The 18,388-nt window shown below is 64.6% G+C and carries 13 protein-coding genes and 7 pseudogenes; 13 read left to right on the top strand and 7 right to left on the bottom strand.

Annotation, left to right across the window (positions count from 1 at the left end; genetic code table 11):
- Positions 1 to 211: 211 nt before the first annotated feature.
- The 4 genes and pseudogenes from trfA (at position 212) to L3V85_RS36760 (ending at position 4,181) form a co-directional block, all read left to right on the top strand.
- On the top strand, positions 212 to 1,183 hold the full coding sequence (trfA, locus tag L3V85_RS36775; RefSeq protein ID WP_237677449.1) for a plasmid replication initiator TrfA: 972 nt from the start codon (positions 212 to 214) through the stop codon (positions 1,181 to 1,183).
- Between the two features lie 274 nt (positions 1,184 to 1,457).
- Positions 1,458 to 2,441: an IS5 family transposase gene (locus L3V85_RS36770; protein ID WP_237676703.1), complete on the top strand. Its 984-nt coding sequence runs from the start codon at positions 1,458 to 1,460 to the stop codon at positions 2,439 to 2,441.
- A gap of 40 nt (positions 2,442 to 2,481) precedes the next feature.
- Positions 2,482 to 3,510, top strand: a pseudogene (locus L3V85_RS36765) (TniQ family protein); the annotation flags it as partial.
- A 60-nt stretch (positions 3,511 to 3,570) separates the two neighbouring features.
- Positions 3,571 to 4,181: pseudogene (locus L3V85_RS36760) on the top strand (recombinase family protein).
- 51 nt (positions 4,182 to 4,232) lie between these two features.
- On the opposite strand, the gene merE reads toward L3V85_RS36760, so the two are convergent.
- From merE to L3V85_RS36730, 6 genes and pseudogenes are all read right to left on the bottom strand, one after another.
- Complete coding sequence (merE, locus tag L3V85_RS36755) at positions 4,233 to 4,469, bottom strand: broad-spectrum mercury transporter MerE (protein ID WP_001087809.1); 237 nt, start codon at positions 4,467 to 4,469, stop codon at positions 4,233 to 4,235.
- Positions 4,466 to 4,831 (bottom strand): mercury resistance co-regulator MerD, encoded by a 366-nt coding sequence (gene merD, locus L3V85_RS36750; protein WP_003465059.1) that lies wholly within the window; start codon positions 4,829 to 4,831, stop codon positions 4,466 to 4,468. The genes merE and merD overlap by 4 nt, the downstream gene beginning before the upstream one ends.
- A 16-nt stretch (positions 4,832 to 4,847) precedes the next feature.
- Positions 4,848 to 5,970 (bottom strand): annotated as a pseudogene (gene merA, locus L3V85_RS36745) (mercury(II) reductase); the annotation flags it as partial.
- A 51-nt stretch (positions 5,971 to 6,021) separates the two neighbouring features.
- Positions 6,022 to 7,005: an IS5 family transposase gene (locus L3V85_RS36740; protein WP_237676703.1), complete on the bottom strand. Its 984-nt coding sequence runs from the start codon at positions 7,003 to 7,005 to the stop codon at positions 6,022 to 6,024.
- 75 nt (positions 7,006 to 7,080) lie between these two features.
- Positions 7,081 to 8,227, bottom strand: a pseudogene (locus L3V85_RS36735) (aminotransferase class III-fold pyridoxal phosphate-dependent enzyme); the annotation flags it as partial.
- A 59-nt stretch (positions 8,228 to 8,286) separates the two neighbouring features.
- Positions 8,287 to 9,732 carry an FAD-binding oxidoreductase gene (locus tag L3V85_RS36730; protein ID WP_237677448.1) on the bottom strand — a complete coding sequence of 482 codons (1,446 nt, stop codon included), beginning with the start codon at positions 9,730 to 9,732 and terminating at the stop codon, positions 8,287 to 8,289.
- Positions 9,733 to 9,824: 92 nt separating this feature from the next.
- Here L3V85_RS36730 and L3V85_RS36725 point away from each other — a divergent pair, with 92 nt between their 5' ends.
- On the top strand, positions 9,825 to 11,411 hold the full coding sequence (locus L3V85_RS36725) for a PucR family transcriptional regulator (protein ID WP_237677447.1): 1,587 nt from the start codon (positions 9,825 to 9,827) through the stop codon (positions 11,409 to 11,411).
- Between the two features lie 3 nt (positions 11,412 to 11,414).
- Here the strand turns inward: L3V85_RS36725 and L3V85_RS36720 are convergent, their stop codons facing one another.
- On the bottom strand, positions 11,415 to 11,996 hold the full coding sequence (locus L3V85_RS36720) for a PAS and helix-turn-helix domain-containing protein (protein ID WP_237677446.1): 582 nt from the start codon (positions 11,994 to 11,996) through the stop codon (positions 11,415 to 11,417).
- 108 nt (positions 11,997 to 12,104) lie between these two features.
- Here L3V85_RS36720 and L3V85_RS36715 point away from each other — a divergent pair.
- From L3V85_RS36715 to L3V85_RS36670, 8 genes and pseudogenes are all read left to right on the top strand, one after another.
- Positions 12,105 to 13,368, top strand: a pseudogene (locus L3V85_RS36715) (amidohydrolase family protein).
- A 1-nt stretch (position 13,369) separates the two neighbouring features.
- Positions 13,370 to 14,137 (top strand): ABC transporter ATP-binding protein, encoded by a 768-nt coding sequence (locus L3V85_RS36710; RefSeq protein ID WP_237677445.1) that lies wholly within the window; start codon positions 13,370 to 13,372, stop codon positions 14,135 to 14,137.
- Positions 14,134 to 14,855: pseudogene (locus L3V85_RS37585) on the top strand (ABC transporter ATP-binding protein). Before L3V85_RS36710 ends, L3V85_RS37585 begins: the two are co-directional and overlap by 4 nt.
- Before the next feature lie 72 nt (positions 14,856 to 14,927).
- Positions 14,928 to 16,073: pseudogene (locus L3V85_RS36690) on the top strand (ABC transporter substrate-binding protein); the annotation flags it as partial.
- Between the two features lie 22 nt (positions 16,074 to 16,095).
- On the top strand, positions 16,096 to 16,983 hold the full coding sequence (locus L3V85_RS36685; RefSeq protein WP_237677441.1) for a branched-chain amino acid ABC transporter permease: 888 nt from the start codon (positions 16,096 to 16,098) through the stop codon (positions 16,981 to 16,983).
- 17 nt (positions 16,984 to 17,000) lie between these two features.
- Positions 17,001 to 17,783: a branched-chain amino acid ABC transporter permease gene (locus L3V85_RS36680; RefSeq protein ID WP_237677440.1), complete on the top strand. Its 783-nt coding sequence runs from the start codon at positions 17,001 to 17,003 to the stop codon at positions 17,781 to 17,783.
- Positions 17,761 to 18,024, top strand: a complete 264-nt coding sequence (locus L3V85_RS36675; RefSeq protein WP_237677439.1) for a hypothetical protein — start codon at positions 17,761 to 17,763, stop codon at positions 18,022 to 18,024. The genes L3V85_RS36680 and L3V85_RS36675 overlap by 23 nt, the downstream gene beginning before the upstream one ends.
- 93 nt (positions 18,025 to 18,117) lie before the next feature.
- Positions 18,118 to 18,342 carry a hypothetical protein gene (locus L3V85_RS36670; protein WP_237677438.1) on the top strand — a complete coding sequence of 75 codons (225 nt, stop codon included), beginning with the start codon at positions 18,118 to 18,120 and terminating at the stop codon, positions 18,340 to 18,342.
- Positions 18,343 to 18,388: the final 46 nt, after the last annotated feature.

The raw sequence follows: 18,388 nt of genomic DNA, 5'->3' as shown, positions 1-18,388 counted from the left end.
CGCAAGCTCATCGAGGGCGGGCTTAGCGAAGCCGACGCCACCGACCTTGCCGCCCGTACCGCCGCCGCTCGCAGGGACTCGGGCAGCGCCGGCGGGGCCTTCCGCCCCGCCGGTTCCTCTTCGAGCTGCCGGCCACGGCCGGCGACAACGAGGCGGCTTTGCCGCCGAAGCTACCGACGCCGCAAGTGCCGCCGTCGAGCGATCCGAGCGCATGGCGCAGGAATCGGCCGAGCTTGCGCGCACGATGGGCCTGCCGCCCGAACCGCGCACCGCCGTGAACAAGATGGCCGAGCAGATCGGCGCGCTGGCCCAGGACAAACGGAGTAGTGCGATGGCGACCAAGAAGCGAACGGCCGGCGGTGAGCTGGCCGAGAAGGTCAGCGAGGCCAAGCAGACGGCCTTGCTCAAGCACACGAAGCAGCAGATCAAGGACATGCAGCTCGCTGTTCGACCTGGCTCCTGGCCGGATCACATGCGGGCACTGCCCAACGACTTCGGGCGGTCGGCGATCTTCACCGTCCGCAACAAGAAGGTGCCGCGCGCCGCGCTGCAAGGCCAGTCGATCTACCACGTCAACAAAGACGTGGAGATCACCTACACCGGGATCGAGCTGCGCGCCGACGACGACGAGCTGGTATTCGCCCAGGTGCTGGAGTACGCGAAGCGCACCGCGCTCGGAGAGCCGGTTTCCTTCACGTTCTACGAGCTTTGCCAGGACTTGGACTGGTCAATCAACGGTCGGTACTACACAAGGGCCGAGGAATGCCTGACGCGGCTCCAGGCGTCGGCCATGCAGTTCTCATCCCAACGCATCGGCCGGCTCGAATCGGTGTCGCTGATCCGGCGCTTCCGCGTCCTGGATCGCGGCAAGCGCACGTCGCGCTGCCAGGTCGAGATCGACGCCGAAATCGTGGTGCTGTTCGCCGGCGACCACTACACGAAATTCGTGTGGGAGAAGTACCGCAAGCTGTCGCCCACCGCGCGGCGCATGTTCGACTACTTCGCCACCCACAAGGAGCCGTACCCGCTCAAGCTGGAGACGTTCCGGCTGATGTGCGGCTCGGATTCCACCCGGCCGAAGAAGTGGCGCGAGCAGGTAGGCGAAGCGTGCGACGAGCTGCGCGAAAACGGCCTGGTCGAAAGTGCGTGGGTGAACGACGACCTGGTGCATTGCAAGCGGTGATCGCCCCCTGCCCCCTGGAGCCGCCCGAGATCGAGGCGGCTTTTTTTCTCGAGCATCGCCACTTCCGGCGAGGCAGTACCGCGCACCAGCTCGCGCACGTCGAGCTGCAGCATCGTCACTTCCGGCGAGGCTGGCCACGTCCTGGCCACGGTCGACCATCGCCACATCCAACGATGACGGCCGCCGCTGGATCTCGCATCGGCGTTGGTGCATGGATACTGCGCAGGCGTTCTGTTAGGCTCGCGGCCCTGATAAAAAGACCGCCTCCCGCCACATGCCCAACAAATTCAACGCCGATCACCGCCATCATATTCCGAAGATGCGGCACTTCGTGCGTAACTGGCCCGAATATGAATCGGGACTTCGCAACCGTGGCAGCCTGACGTTCTGGGTTACCCCGCAGGCGATGCAACTCTGGCCAGCCCAAGCGCGCAGCACACCAGGCGGGCAGTCCATCTATTCGAATCAGGCCATCCAAACCAGCCTGATGCTGCGCCTGGTATTTGGCCAAGCCCTGCGACAAACCGAGGGTTTGATGAGGTCGATTTTCCAGCTTCTCGAGATTGATCTGAAGGCCCCCGACCACACTACCTTGAGTCGCCGAAGCATGACCCTCAAGGCTTTGCCACGCCAGTGCGCGCTGCCCGCCGGGCCGCTGCATTTGTTGATCGACAGCACCGGGCTGAAGCTGTTTGGCGCAGGCGAATGGCTGCAGAAAAAGCACGGACAAAAGTCGCGGCGTAGCTGGAGAAAGCTGCACTTGGCAGTGGACGCCAGCACGGGGCACATCGAGGCGTCGGTCTTGACTGGCCAGGATGTCGATGACCCATCTCAGGTTGGTCCACTGCTTGATCAGATCGAGCACGAAGTCGCCTCTGTTACCGCCGACGGCGCCTATGACGGCGAGCCAACCTACGAGCGGATTGCCCAACGCGATACGCAAATCGACGTCATTATTCCACCGCGCGTTACCGCCCAGCCCAGCGCGCAATTCGAGGCAGCGCCGACCACACGCGACAACCACCTGTTGATGATTCAAAGCTTGGGACGGCTGGAGTGGCAAGAGGCCTATGGCTACGGCAAACGTGCGCTGGTGGAAACCACGATGGGTCGCTTCAAGGCCATCATCGGGCCAAAGTTGCGTGCCCGTGATCCACGTGGCCAGCAGGCCGAGGCAAATGCTGCGGTGGCGGTGCTCAACCGCATGCTGAGCGCTGGACGCCCGAACTCCGTCCGCACTTCAGCAGCTGCCGTCTAAGCCCCTGCGGGTTGGGGTAACCCCGGTCCCAGCGGTATCCATGCACCAACGCCGCATCGAACTGAACCGGCTGCGTTGCATGAGCTTTGCCGGCTGGGTGCCTTGGCTACTGGACAGCCTTGATGATCAGATTCCAGATGCATTGGAGACCTATGCGTTCCAGCTCGGTGTTGCTGCCGACACACCGCCGTAAGACGCGATCCATCACGAGCTGGCGTGCCTGGCTGCCCAGCCAGCCGATACACCGCGCCTGTCCGCTATGCCTGAACGATCCGGAGAACCAAGCCGTACTGCTCGCGTGGAAGCTGCCCCTGATGCTGAGCTGCCCGCTGCATGGCTGCCGGCTGGAATCCTATTGGGGCGTGCCAGGGCGGTTTCTAGGCTGGGAGAACGCCGACGCCGAACCGCGCACCGCCAGCGACGCGATTGCGGCGATGGACCAGCGTACCTGGCAGGCACTGACGACCGGTCACCTGGAGCTGCCGCGCCGACGCATCCATGCCGGATTGTGGTTTCGGCTGCTACGCACGCTGCTCGATGAGCTGAACACACCGCTTTCGGCGTGCGGAACCTACGCGGGGTATCTCCGCCAAGTCTGGGAAGGCTGCGGGCATCCGCTGCGTGCTGGGCAAAGTCTGTGGCGACCGTATGAAACCCTGAATCCGGCAGTACGGTTGCAGATGCTGGAGGCGGCGGCAACGGCAATCAGCTTGATTGAGGTGAGGTACATAAGCCCGCCAGGCGAGCAGGCAAAGCTGTTCTGGTCCGAGCCCCAAACAGGGTTCACCAGTGGCCTGCCGACGAAAGCGCCGAAGCCCGAACCCATCAATCACTGGCAGCGTGCAGTCCAGGCCATCGACGAGGCCATCATTGAAGCGCGGCACAACCCCGAGACGGCACGCTCGCTGTTCGCGTTGGCTTCCTATGGTCGGCGCGACCCCGCTTCCTGGAACAGTTGCGCGCCACCTTCGCGAAGGAAGGCATCGCCACGGAATTTCTGTCACATTATGAGCCTGACGGATCCTTTGCATGTCTTAGACAGAATGACGGGTTAAGTGACAAATTTTGACGACCTTAACTTTCCGGCGCACACTGTCACATAATCGAACGTATATGTGACAGGTACGACATGCTGATAGGCTACATGCGGGTATCGAAGGCGGACGGCTCCCAGGCTACCGATTTGCAGCGCGACGCGCTGATTGCCGCCGGGGTCGATCCAGTACATCTTTACGAGGACCAGGCATCCGGCATGCGCGAGGATCGGCCCGGCTTGACGAGCTGCCTGAAGGCGTTGCGAACTGGCGACACACTGGTCGTGTGGAAACTGGATCGGCTCGGACGCGACCTGCGACATCTCATCAACACCGTGCACGACCTGACTGGGCGCGGCATCGGCTTGAAGGTATTAACCGGGCACGGCGCGGCCATCGACACCACGACCGCCGCCGGCAAGCTGGTCTTTGGCATCTTCGCCGCCCTGGCCGAGTTCGAGCGCGAGTTGATCGCGGAGCGCACGATTGCCGGCCTAGCCTCGGCGCGCGCGGGCGGAAAGGCGGCCGGCCGTTCAAGATGACCGCCGCCAAGCTGCGGCTGGCGATGGCGGCAATGGGTCAGCCAGAGACCAAGGTCGGCGACCTGTGCCAGGAACTTGGCGTCACGCGGCAGACCCTGTATCGGCATGTTTCACCCAAGGGTGAGCTACGTCCAGATGGCGAGAAGCTACTCAGCCGAATTTGATGCCGCATGAGGCAACGTAGCGACAGCGTGGTTTGTCTCAATGGGAAGCGCTCATGATCGATCTTTGAAGGCCCGCAGCAGTCGTGTCACAGACAGGACGAACAAACCGGTCAGCGTGAGGGCTGCGATACCCCAGTACTCTCCGATGAACGCGCCGGCCGTCGTGCCGGCCAGCACAATGGCGAGAATCGGCAAATGGCAGGGACAGGTGAGCACGGCCAGCGCGCCCCACAGGTAGCCGGTGATCGGTTTGTGCGTCTCGGACGGCAAGCGCTCGGGGCTGTTCATGGCAGACTCTCCGCGTGCTGTGCCGGCTCGGTCGGCATGGTGGCCAACTGCACCTCCAGATCGGCCAACGCTTCGCGCCGACGCTCGACGAACTGGCGCAGAACGGCAAGCTGCGCGGCCGCTTCATCGCCGTCCGCAGCATCCAGCGCCCGGCACAGCCGCGCCAGCGCGTCCAGGCCGATGCCCGCCTCGAAGGCCGCCCGCACGAAGCACAGCCGTTGCAAGGCGGCATCATCGAACAGGCCATAGCCGCCCGGGGTGCACGCCACCGGACGCAGCAATCCGCGCAGCAGGTAGTCGCGCACGATATGCACGCTCACCCCGGCATCAAGGGCCAGCCGGGACACGGTGTAGGCGCTCATTGAAAACCTCCTTTTTTTATCCAGCGCAGCAGGAAAGCTGCTTCACGTCCTTGTTGAAGGTCTGCGCCGCAAGCTTCAACCCTCGACCATTGTCAGGTAGGGAACAACTGGTCGGCCAGTTCCTGCACCGTCATGCGGTTGCGGATGGCGAGCACCGCCGTCTGGATCAGTTCGCCCGCTTCCGGGGCCACCGCCTGCACGCCGATGAGCCGTCCGCTACCTTCCTCGATGACCAGCTTGATGAAGCCGCGTGTGTCGAAGTTGGCAAGCGCTCGCGGAACGTTGTCGAGTGTCAGCGTGCGACTGTCGGTCTCGATGCCATCGTGGTGCGCTTCCGCCTCGCTGTAGCCCACGGTGGCGACTTGCGGGTCGGTGAACACCACTGCCGGCATCGCGGTCAGATTGAGGGCTGCGTCGCCGCCGGTCATGTTGATCGCGGCACGGGTGCCGGCGGCCGCTGCCACGTAGACGAACTGCGGCTGGTCGGTGCAGTCGCCGGCCGCGTAGATGTTCGGGTTGCTCGTGCGCATGCCTTGGTCGATAACGATGGCCCCTTGCGCATTGACAGTGACCCCCGCCGCGTCCAGCGCGAGGCTGCGCGTATTCGGTGCCCGACCGGTGGCAACCAGCAACTTGTCAGCGCGCAATTCACCGTGTCCGGTGGTCAGCACGAATTCGCCGTTCACATGGGCGACCTGGCTGGCTTGCGTGTGCTCCAGCACCTCGATGCCCTCGGCGCGGAAAGCGGCTGTCACGGCCTCGCCGATGGCCGGGTCTTCCCGGAAGAACAAGGTGCTGCGTGCCAGGATCGTGACCTGGCTGCCGAGCCGGGCAAAGGCTTGCGCCAGTTCCAACGCCACCACCGACGAACCGATCACGGCCAGGCGTGCGGGAATGGTGTCGCTGACAAGCGCTTCGGTGGAAGTCCAGTAGGGTGACTCTTTCAGGCCCGGAATCGGCGGCACGGCCGGACTGGCACCGGTGGCGACCAGGCAGCGGTCGAACGTTACCTCGCGCTCGCCACCCTCGTTCAAACGGACGACCAGGCTCTGGTCGTCCTTGAAACGCGCTTCACCGTGCAAAACGGTGATGGCTGGATTGCCGTCCAGGATGCCTTCGTATTTGGCGTGCCGCAGGGCGTTGGTGCATGGATACCGCTGGGACCGGGGTTACCCCAACCCCGCAGGGGCTTAGACGGCAGCTGCTGAAGTGCGGACGGAGTTCGGGCGTCCAGCGCTCAGCATGCGGTTGAGCACCGCCACCGCAGCATTTGCCTCGGCCTGCTGGCCACGTGGATCACGGGCACGCAACTTTGGCCCGATGATGGCCTTGAAGCGACCCATCGTGGTTTCCACCAGCGCACGTTTGCCGTAGCCATAGGCCTCTTGCCACTCCAGCCGTCCCAAGCTTTGAATCATCAACAGGTGGTTGTCGCGTGTGGTCGGCGCTGCCTCGAATTGCGCGCTGGGCTGGGCGGTAACGCGCGGTGGAATAATGACGTCGATTTGCGTATCGCGTTGGGCAATCCGCTCGTAGGTTGGCTCGCCGTCATAGGCGCCGTCGGCGGTAACAGAGGCGACTTCGTGCTCGATCTGATCAAGCAGTGGACCAACCTGAGATGGGTCATCGACATCCTGGCCAGTCAAGACCGACGCCTCGATGTGCCCCGTGCTGGCGTCCACTGCCAAGTGCAGCTTTCTCCAGCTACGCCGCGACTTTTGTCCGTGCTTTTTCTGCAGCCATTCGCCTGCGCCAAACAGCTTCAGCCCGGTGCTGTCGATCAACAAATGCAGCGGCCCGGCGGGCAGCGCGCACTGGCGTGGCAAAGCCTTGAGGGTCATGCTTCGGCGACTCAAGGTAGTGTGGTCGGGGGCCTTCAGATCAATCTCGAGAAGCTGGAAAATCGACCTCATCAAACCCTCGGTTTGTCGCAGGGCTTGGCCAAATACCAGGCGCAGCATCAGGCTGGTTTGGATGGCCTGATTCGAATAGATGGACTGCCCGCCTGGTGTGCTGCGCGCTTGGGCTGGCCAGAGTTGCATCGCCTGCGGGGTAACCCAGAACGTCAGGCTGCCACGGTTGCGAAGTCCCGATTCATATTCGGGCCAGTTACGCACGAAGTGCCGCATCTTCGGAATATGATGGCGGTGATCGGCGTTGAATTTGTTGGGCATGTGGCGGGAGGCGGTCTTTTTATCAGGGCCGCGAGCCTAACAGAACGCCTGCGCAGTATCCATGCACCAACGCCGTTCCACGGCCCCGAGCAGGCCGCGCACACGGACCTCGCCCACGCACGGCAGGGACTCGAGATCTTTCAGCTTCGCTTCGAAATACTGGCCGACACGCTGGCCGTTTTCGAGCAGGCCGCCGTCCGTGTACAGGTCGAGCACCGCATTGGCCACGGCGGCGCTGACTGGGTGGCCGGCATAGGTCTGGCCATGGCCGAACGCAGTCCCGTCGCTGCCACCGTCGGCGATGCCCTGGTAGAGCTCCTGCGAGATCAGGGTCGCGCTCATCGGCGCGTAGCCGGCGGTCAACCCCTTGGCGAGCGTGAGCACGTCCGGCGTCACACCCTCGGAAGCGCAGGCGAACATGGGCCCCGTGCGGCCGAAGCCGGTGATGACCTCGTCGACGATCAGCAGGATTCCCAGTTCGTCGCACGCCTTGCGCATGGCGGCCAGAAAGCCCGGTGGCGGAATGATCACACCGCCGGAGCCCTGTATCGGCTCGCAGACGAACGCCGCCACGTTGTCGGCACCGAGCGCGGCCACCTTGTCACGCAGCGCGCACCGTGCTCGCGAGCACCGCCGCCGGGTCGGGCCCGTCCGCGTGCCGGTAGGGGTAGGGCGAAGGAATGTGGTGCTGCTGCGGCGCCGGCACGTCGAAGAAGCGGTGAAAAAGCGGCAACGCCGTCAACCCGCTGCCGACCGCGGAGCTTCCGTGAAAGCCGCGCTCCAGGCCGATGAAGTGCTTCTTGTTCGGTCTGCCGGTCGCATTGAAGTAATAGCGGACGGCGCGGATGGCGGTGTCGATGGCGTCGGAGCCGCCTTGGCCGAAAAGCACATGGGTCAGCCCCGCCGGTGCCAGCGCCGTCAGGCGGCCTGCAAGGCGGATGGCCTGCTCGTTCGCGAAATGGAAGTAGCCCGTGGCATACGGAAGTCGGCGCATCTGCTCGGCGGCGGCCTGCACGATCGATTCATGCCCGTAGCCGACGTTGACGCACCACAGGCCCGAGAACGCATCCTGCACCCGGTGGCCGGTGGCGTCGATCAGATGAATGCGGTCGGCCGCCTGCCAGATGGTCGCGCCCCGCTTCTCGTGCTGCCGCAGCGGGGCAACGGGATGAAGCCAGTGACGACGGTCGATCTCGGTGAGTTCGGCGAAATGGTCTGACATGTGCATGGAAGTCCTCGTTGAAAGTGTCTGGAAAATCGCGGTGCCGGGGCCGATGGCGGTCAAGGCGCGGCCTCTTTCATGGCATCCAGTCGAGGAAGGAACTTCCCCGGGTTGAACAGGTTGCCGGGATCGAAGGCGCGCTTGATGCGCCATGCCATCTCGAGCTCGACGCGAGACTTCACGCTCAGCAACTCGTCCCGCTTGGCCGCGCCGACGCCGTGCTCGGCGGAGATCGAACCGTTCATGGCCATGGCGATCTCGTCCACGATGTGCGTGATCGGCCGGCTGGCGCGGGCCAGGTATCGAGCGGCCGTTTCGCAGGCGGGTCGCAGCGGGTTGAAATGCACGTTGCCGTCGCCAACGTGTCCGTAGACCACCATGCGCGTGTGCGGCTCCAGGGCGAGTACGCCGGCCGAGGCTTGTGCGATGAACTCCGGCATCTTCGAAAGCGGCACGGAGATGTCGCAGCGAACGCTTCCGCCTGCGCGCGTCTGGGCATCCGATATTTCCTCCCGGATCCGCCAGAAATCGGCGGCGTGCGCCTGCGTTGCCGCCACTGCCGCGTCGCGGACGCTGCCGTTTTCCAGACCGACCTGCACGGCGCCATAGAAATCGCTCTCGAGTTCCTCTTGCGATCGACCCGAGGCCATCTCGACGAGCACGTACCACTCGGCGGACACGGAAAGAGGCGCTCGCGAATCGGGCAGATGGTTCAGAACCAGGTCGAGCGCGGGCTGCGAAATCAGTTCGTAGGCAGTCACATCCTGACCGATGCACTTGCGCAATTCCATGAAGAAGCCAAGCGCGATCTCCGTTGTATCGAACGCCAGGAAGGCGGTGCAGACGGAGCGCGGCTGGGGCATCAGCTTGAGGACGGCGGCGGTGACGATGCCGAGCGTGCCCTCGGCGCCGATGAACAGCTGCTTCAGGTCGTAGCCGGTGTTGTCTTTTCGCAGGGCGCGCAGCCCATGCCAGACGTTCCCGTCGGGCAACACGGCCTCGATGCCGAGAACGAGATCGCGCATGTTGCCGTATCGCAGGACCGCTGTACCGCCTGCATTGGTCGAGATGTTTCCGCCGATCTGGCAGCTGCCTTCGGATCCGATGCGCAAGGGGAAGAGCTTGCGCACCTCCTCGGCCTTCATCCGCGCCTGATGCAAAGTCACGCCGGCCTCGACGACCATGGTGTCGTTCACGGCATCCACCGAGCGGATGCGGTTCATGCGTGACAGGCTGAGCACGATGCTTTTGCCGGCCCCGTCCGGGACCGAACCTCCGAGCAACGAGGTGTTGCCGCCCTGAGGCACGACCGGAATGGCGTGGGCGTGGCAGTACGCGACCACGCGGCTGACTTCGGCCGTATCGGCCGGACGCACGACGGCGAGCGCCTTTCCGTGGAACACGCCGCGGTAGTCGGTCGTGAAGGGGTGCGTGCTTTCTTCCTCGACCAGGCAATTCGCGGCGCCGACCAAGACAGAAAGACTCTCGATGTGCGATGAGGGCATGGGGCAAATTTAAGAGCGATGGCGGTCTTCGGATATGAAGGAAAGATGGGAATCGATATCCAGGTTCTCCGTTGATTCGTAGAATTTGACCCATGCAACTCGATGAAGCCTTTCGCACATCCCCCCTTCAGGTGGGGACCGTGGTGGCGGCTTCGGCGCACCTGGCAAGGGACATTTCGTGGGTTCAGGTGGTGGATCACCCGGACATCGAGGAATGGGTGGAGCCGGGCCATCTGCTTCTGAGCACCGGCTACAACTGGCCGAAGGGCGACAAGGACGCCGCCGTGCTGATCGGCAAGCTCGCGGCCAAGGGGGCTTGCGGCGTGGTGCTGGCGGTTCCCAACTTCGTCGAGCATTTCGCGGCCGAAACCATTGCCGCCGCGAACCGGGCGCACCTGCCGCTCATCGAGCTGCCCTGGGAGGTGCCGTTCAGTTCGATCACGCAATACGTGCATCGTGAACTCGTGGACCGCCAGAGCCGCGCCCTGGCGAAGTCGGCGCAGATCCACCGCCAGCTCACCGAGGCCGCGGCAACAGGCGACAGCCTGCAGGACGTGGCACGCGTGCTCGGCCAGGTTCTGGAGCGCTCGGTGCAGATTCACGCCACCGAGGGCGGTCTGCTGGCAGGCCACATCGTGGAGCAGGGCGGCCATGCGTCGCCGGCTTTCGAGCCGGGTATCTTCCAGGCGCTGTCCGCGGGCGGCGGCATCAAGGCGATGGATGCGCAGACGCGCGCCATCCGCTGGCATCCGCGCCCGTCGCGACTGGCAACGACAGCCCAGAGTGTGGTGGGCTGTGCGGTACGCAATCGCAATGGCGGCCTCGGCTACGTTCTGGTGGCCGAAGGCGTGCCGCCGCTCAGCGAGATCGATCTGCGTGCCGTGGAGCAGGCGAGCATCGTGGCTGCCTTGCAGATCGCGCATCAGCGCGAGCTGTCGGCCCACGAGGCGCGCCTTGGCTATGCGCTTGTCGCCGCGTTGCTGGAAGGGCGTTTTGACGAAACGCCGAGCGTCATCGAGCGCGCCCGTTTGCTCGGCTGGGACCCTGAGCAGTCCTACCGCCTGGCGACGATCCTGCTGGATGAGCCCAACCCGCTTTCGAGCGAAGGCCTGGGGCGTCGCGAGCAACTCGCAGGGCAGGTCGCGCGGGCGCTTCGCCAGAAGGGGGCGCAGCCGCTCATCAGCCTGTCGGCCAACCAGATCCATGCGCTCGTGCCGCACGAAGTGGACATCGAATGGCTCTGGTCAAGCATCTCCCATGGCCACTGCGCGATGGGCGTGAGCGAGGTTCACCAGGGTGTCGCAGGCATGCATTCGGCGGGACTGGAGATGGCCGACCTCATGCCGCACACCAAGCCCGGGCGCGTCCACTTCTTCGATGAAGCGATGTTCCCTCGCGTGCTGGCCGGCGATGCGGCCGCGCGGCGGGTCTTCATCCAGCGGCTGTTCGGCGCGCTGGAAGCGGACAGGCGCGGGCAAGCCTTGATCGATACCGCCATCGCATTGACGGACGAGGGGTTCAACCTGCAGCGCGCCGCCGATCGCCTCGACGTGCACATCAGCACGTTGCGCTACCGCCTGGGGCGCCTGAGCGAACTGACCAAGCTGGACCTGGACTGCGTCGAAGGGCGCTTCCGTCTCCAGTTCGGAGTGCGGCTGTATCTGGCCGAGCAGGCTTGACGCCTAGCCGGCGAGCAGGCGCTTCACCAGGTCAGGCGTGCTGCTCACGCTGTACTTGCGCAGCAAGCGTGTCTTGTAGATGTCCACCGTGCGCGGGCTGATGTTCAGTGCCCGCGCCACTTCCTTGCCTGTCTTTCCCTCGATCAGCAGGGCCGCGATATCGCGCTCGCGAGGCGTCATGGAGCCGCGCAGCGCCGAGTTCACCTTGCGTCCGGTGGACAGGTCGGTGAAAGCCCAGAGCGTGTCGTGATGCGGATCTTCCGGTGTGTACGTGAACCCGCTCACGTGCACCCAAAAGAGTTCTCCGTCGAGCCGGCGCATCACCCGGTCGTCGGAGAACGTGCGGTGCTTGGCGAGCACCGGGGCGATGCGATCGCCCGTCTGCTCGAAGTGCGTCTGCGTGGGGTAGAGCCGCTCGAACGACGTACCGATGAGGTCGTCGACCTGCGCTCGAAAGATGGCGGCGAAGGCGCGGTTGCAGGCAACGATCAGCCGGTCGCGTCCCAGCGCCTGGCCGACGGGCGCATCTTGAAAGGCGCGGTGGTAGTCGATCGCCGCGTTCTTGTCGGGTGCCTTATTGCGCATCGATGAAAACTCCCTAGGAAAAAACACTTAGGTGCTCGACACCTATTGTCGTAGGAGTATACGACTCCTAGACTCCTATCGTATTAGGTGTTTTGGGCGGAAATTTTCATGTCGATATTCGTTCTGCGGAATGCGAACCTCCTGGATCTCGAACAGGGTGAGCTGGTCGATGGCATGGACGTCGTCGTTGTCGACGGCCAGGTGGCGGAGGTCGGGGCGCGGCTTGCCCGGCCGAGGGCGGCCGAAGCCGTCTACGACCTCGATGGCCTGACGTTGATGCCCGGTCTGATCGATTGCCATGTCCATGTCACGGCTTCCTCGGTCAACCTGGGACTCGCGGCACGGCTGCCCAACGCCTTGGGCATCATCCGGTCGCTGCCGATCCTCAAGGGGATGCTGATGCGCGGCTTCACCAGCGTGCGCGACGCGGGCGGTGGCGACTGGGCCCTGGGCCAGGCCGCCAGAGACGGGTTGATCGAATCGCCCCGGCTCTTCACGTCCGGCAAGGCACTCGCAAACCGGCGGGCACGGCGACTTCCGTGCACGCAGCGACCAGCTCGAGTCCTGCGCATGTTCGTTCCGCATCGGCAACATCGGGCGCGTCGTGGACGGTGTCGACGAGGTGCGCCGCGCCGCGCGGGAAGAGCTGACCAAAGGGGCAACCCAGATTAAGGTGATGGCCAGCGGCGGCGTGACCTCGCCGAACGATCCCATCGGAAACACCGGCTACTCGATGGACGAACTGCGGGCCATCGTCGAAGAGGCCACCGCGTGGCAGACCTACGTGATGGCGCATGCCTACACACCGCACGCCATCCGGCGTGCGGTGGAAGCCGGTGTCCGAACCATCGAGCACGGCAATCTGGTGGACGAGGCGACGGCCGTGCTGCTGAAGGAGAAGGGCGTCTTCGTCGTGCCGACGCTGATCACTTTCGACATGCTTTCGCTCGAAGGCGCCTCGCTCGGGCTGCCTGTGGAGTCGATCGCCAAAGTGGACGATGTGCGCCAGGCAGGCCGGCAGGCGGTTGCGCTGCTTCACCGCAACGGCGTGAAGATGGGCTACGGCAGCGACCTGCTGGGCGAGTCGCATCGCCACCAGAGCGAGGAGCTGCGCGTGCGCGCAGAGATCGTCGGGAATCTGGAGGCGCTGCGCAGCGCCACGACCGTGGCCGCGGAGATCGTGCAGCATGCCGGCAAGCTGGGTGTGGTGCGGCCTGGCGCAATCGCCGATCTGCTGGTCGTGCGGGGCAACCCGCTGCGCGACATCGGTGTGCTGACGGGGCAGGGCGAGGGAATCGCCGCCATCCTGAAGGACGGGAAGTTCGTCAAGAATGAACTGCCGGTACGTGCGAGCACCTCGCTGGCGCATTGACATGGATGCACTCCTTGAAATCTCGAACGTGCGTGCCACGTTCGGCGGACTCCATGCACTGGACGGTGCGACCTTCAATGTCTCGCGCGGCAAGACCACCGGCTTGATCGGCCCCAACGGTGCCGGCAAGACGACGCTCTTCAATGCCATCACGGGTTTGCTGCCGCATGCGTCGGGGCGAATCGCGTTCAAGGGCAAGAACATCACCGGGTTGCGGCCCGAGGGCATTTCGCGATCGGGTCTGATCAGGACCTTCCAGCTCGCGCGCGGCTGTCCGCGGATGACCGTCTTCGAGCACCTGATGCTCTATGGCCCGCGGCAGCGCGGAGAAGGTTTTCTTGCCGGTCTTCTCGGCGGCGCGGCGGTCCGCGCACGCGAGGAAGATCTTCGGGAAAAAGCCTGGGCCATGGCGCGAAGGCTCCGTCTGGATCACGTGCTGGACAACCTCGTGCCCGCGCTCTCGGGCGGCCAGAAGAAGCTGCTGGAGATCGGGCGCGCGCTGCTCGCCGAGCCCGACATGATCCTGCTCGACGAACCCATGGCCGGAGTCAATCCGACGCTTGTCGGCGAGATCGCGGATCAGCTCGAAATCGTGAAGGCCGAAGGCATCGCGATCCTCCTGATCGAACACGAGATGGCGCTCATTCAACGGCTCTGCGAAGAAGTCGTCGTGATGGCGCAGGGCAAGTACCTGATGCACGGCAGCTTCGACCAGGTCACGTCGGACCCGCGTGTCCAGTCCTCGTATCTTGGAAGGAGCCGCACATGACGACGCTGAACGTGCGCGACATCCGCGGCGGCTACGGCAGTGCGGACGAGATCGTCAAGGGCATCGATCTCGAGGTGCGGGCGCGTGACCTTGCCGTGATCATCGGCCCCAACGGGGCTGGCAAGTCGACCTTCCTGAAGCTCGTCGCCGGGTTGCTCAAGCCCAAGACCGGCCATGTGCAGATCGATGGCCGTCATCTCCTGTCGGGCAGCGCGCAGGAAGCCTGTGCACAGGGGCTGAGCTTCGTGCCTCAGGAGCGCAACGTCTTCCAGAGCCTGACGGTCAGGAGAACCTCGAGATGGGAGGCTACCTGGTGCGTGCGCAGGCCAGGTCGCGAATCGAGGCGCAGCTCGAACGCTTCCCGCTGCTCAAGCCGCGCCTGAAGCACAAGGCCGGCAACCTGTCCGGAGGCCAGCGGCAGGTGTTGGCGATGGCGATTGCCCTGATGACGCAGCCGACCGTGCTCCTGCTCGATGAACCGACGGCCGGGCTGTCGCCGGCCGCGGCCGACGAAGTGTTCGACCTGATCCGCGAGCTGGCCGCCCAGGGCCTTGCGATTCTGATGGTCGAGCAGAACGCCCTGCTGGCTCTGGAGTACGGCACGCGCGGGATCGTGCTTGTCGCCGGGAGAAAGCTCAGGGACACGAAGGCCAGCGAGCTGCTGGCGGATGACGAGATCCGTCACCTGTTCCTCGGCGGCGCACCGATTCATCACTGATTCAACTTCCTTGGAGCATGGCCATGACTAGCAGAAGATCTTTTCTTTCCACCGGCGCCGCGGTGGCCCTCGGTGTTGCGCACCCCGTGCTGTGGGCGCAGAACAAGGAGCCGATCAGGATCGGAATCCTGATCCCCCTGACCGGCGCCACCAGCCAGTTCGGTGCGACCATGAGCCGTGCCGCGCAGATCGCCGCGGAGGAGGTCAACGCGGCCGGAGGGGTGAACGGACGCCGTCTGGAAGTCGTCATCGAAGACGATCAGAGCAACCCGGAAGCCGCGGTGCGCTGCGCGCAAGCTGATCGACGTCGATCGCGTGGTCGCTATCGGCGGGTCCTATGCATCGTCCGTGACTTCGGCCATCGCGCCGCTGTGCTGGGAGAGCAAGACGGTCCTGGCCACCTCCTCGGGCGCGGACAGCATCACGAAGCTGCCGCACCAGGGCTATGTCTTCCGGACCTCGCCCACGGTGACACTGCAGGGCACGCGGGTGGGTGACCTCGGCATCGAACTCGGCTGCAGGAAGATGTTCTTCATGGGGCCGCAAACGCCGTTCGCGCAGTCGTACATCGACATCATCTCGGGGATCTTCACACGGGCCGGCGGCGCGGGTGCCGGCCTGATCTACGAAGACAAGAAGTCCAGCTATCGCTCCGAGGTCGACCAGGCGTTGCGCACCCGGCCGGATGTGATCGTGCTTGGCGGCTACGTTCCCGACACCTCGGTGGTATTGAAAGACCTCTACCGTGCCGGCTACGACGGCAAGCGCATCGGCTTCTCGTTCGGGATCAACCAGAAGCTCGTGGAGGCCGTGCCCGCCGAGGTCGCAGAAGGCGCGTATTCGCTGGTTCCTTCGGCGTCGGTGACCGCAGGTGCCTACAAGCGCCTGGTGGCCAGGATGAAGCTCGAGGCGCTCGACAGCTATTCCTGCCAAGTCTACGACCACGTGATGCTTGTCGCTCTTGCGCTCGCCAGCGCGCCGACGGCCGAGGCCAACGGAACCACGGTGCGGGACCACCTGCGCGGCATCTCCCAATCGACGCAGGCCAAGGTGGTCGACAGTGCCGCCGAAGGGCTCAAGCTGCTGGGTGCCGGCGGCCGCATCAACTTCGACGGTGCCAGCGGGCCGCTCGACTTCGCCGACAACGGTGATGTCAAGGGCGTCTTCTTTCGCTACGAGCAGATCCAGAAGGGCAAGCTCGTCGTGACAAAGGTCGCTTGACCCGAACCGAAGGATCCAGATGTTCTCCGATCTTGTTCAGCACCTGGTCAACGGCCTGGTGATGGGGGCGGTCGTCGCCCTTCCCGCCCTGGGCCTGACGCTCATCTTCAGCGTGCTCGGGTTCATCAACTTCAGCATTGCCGCGCAGATGACGGTGGGCGCCTACGGAGGCTGGCTGGTCAACACCCATCTGCACTGGCCGCTTGTTCCCGTGCTGGTGGCGGCGTTCGCGTTGGCCGGGCTGGTGGGGGTGGTGGGCGACCGTCTCGCGCTCGTTCCCATGCGCCGCAAGATCTCGGCGCATACACCGCTGATGGTGGCCATCGTGTCCATCGCATTGAACCTTGCACTGGAGAACGCGCTGCGCTTCGGCTTCGGCAGCGACCTGAACAGCTTCGAGATGCCCATTGCACGCGATGTGCAGTTCGCGGGCATCCGGGTGGGGCCGCAGCAGGTGCACAACCTCGGCATCGCTCTGGCGATCGCGGTGGTGCTGGCGGCGTTCTTCACCGTGACGCGCGTGGGCAAGGCCATGCGGGCCGTGGCGGACAACGCCGACCTGGCCCGTCTCAAGGGCATCGACCCGACAAGGCTGTCGAACCTGGCCACCTTCATCGGCATGGGGTTGGCCGGCATCGGCGGCGCCTTGCTGGCCATCGACACCAGCGTGGACCCTTCCACAGGTTCGCGTCTCTTGCTGATCATCTTCTCGGCGAGCGTGCTCGGTGGGCTGACGAGCCTCACCGGGGCGGTGCTGGGGGCGCTCTTGATCGGCATGGTCAGCGAGGTTTCGCTTCTGGTCATTTCTCCCGTCTACCAGTCGGCGACGGCCTTCGCCGCGATCCTGCTGGTGCTGTTGATTCGTCCAAGCGGCTTGTTCGCCGGAGCATCGGGAGTTCGCAAGTGACCTCTTACCTTGTCTTCATGGCCACGCTGGCCGGCATCTACGCTCTGTTGTCCCTCGGACTGGTCACGATCTGGGGGCAGGGCGGCATGGTGAATCTCGGCCTCGTCGGCTTCTACGCCGTCGGTGCGTACGCCTCCGCCCTGCTGTCGAACGCCGGCATTCCGATCGGTATCTCGCTCATGTGCGCGGCGCTGATGGCCGGTGCGGTGGGGGTCGTGTTGTCGTACCTGACGCGGCCGTTGCGTGGCGACTACCTGGCGATCGTCTCGCTGGGCTTTGCCGAAGTCATCCGGCTTGTCGCGACCAACGAGAAATGGCTCACCGGCGGCAGCGACGGGCTCTCGGGCATCCGGTCGCCGCTGAAGGCGGAGCTTGGCGCCATCCACCCCTGGTTCTACCTTCTGCTGGTCTGGGCGATTGTCGCGGCCGCGGCGTTCGGCCTTGTCCGCTTGTTCAGGTCGCCGTATGGACGCGCGCTCAGGGCCGTGCGAGACGACGAGCAGGTGGCCGCGGTCGCGGGCAAGCCCGTGCTGCAACTCAAGCTCAAGACCTTCTTCGTCGGCGCCGCGCTGTCGGGCCTGGCGGGAGGCATCTATGCCCATCTCACCAGCTACATCGCCCCCGACGGATTCGTTCCGCTGCTGACGATCTACATCTTCCTTGCGGCCACCGCCGGTGGGTACACGCGTGGTGGGGGCACTCGCAGGGTCGCTTGCCGTCGTTGCCTTGCTGGAGTCGACGCGCTTCATCGCAGCAGTCATTCCAGGACTGACGGCCGTGCAGGTCGCCTCGTTGCGTGAGCTGGTCATCGCAGTCAGTCTGATCGTGATCATGCAGCTCAAGCCGGAAGGCGTGTTCCAGAGCGTCAACCAGAAAGCTCTCGCGGCGCCAGCGTCGCGGCGCGAGTCGGGAAAACCACCAGCGAACCGGACGCCGGCTCGACTCCGCTTGCGAGCCACGCGTGACGGTTCAACGGGACTGGACGCTGTTCGCGAAGCGCCTGGCGTTGCGCGTGAACTTCGACCTGCTGACGGTGCTTGAAGTGGACTGGCACGAGAACCTGGTCAGACGCCACTTCTCGACCGACGAGGTGAACTATCCCAGCGGGGGCATCAAGCGCCTGATGGGAAGCCCGTGGGCCGATCGCGTGATTTTGGCGGTCAGGCATTCAGGTCGCAAACCAGCGCCGAGTTCCGCGCGTCCTTCGCGGATTACAGGAAACTGGAAGCGCTCGATCTGTCCTTTGCACTCAATGTTCCATGGCAGGAGCTGGGCCGGACGGTATTCACCGTCAACCTGCTTCGCGGGACGGGGGCATTTCCCGAACAGGCCGTCTCGGCCGTCCTGCAGCGGCTGTAGCACCCGATGCGGAGATAATCGCCGCTGCACTTCAACGGCAAACAGA

The organism is Variovorax paradoxus (assembly GCF_022009635.1).
In the GTDB taxonomy this organism is placed as follows: Bacteria; Pseudomonadota; Gammaproteobacteria; order Burkholderiales; family Burkholderiaceae_C; genus Variovorax.
Note: the sequence above shows the minus strand (reverse complement) of the source record. Positions and strands in the feature narration are given on the sequence as shown.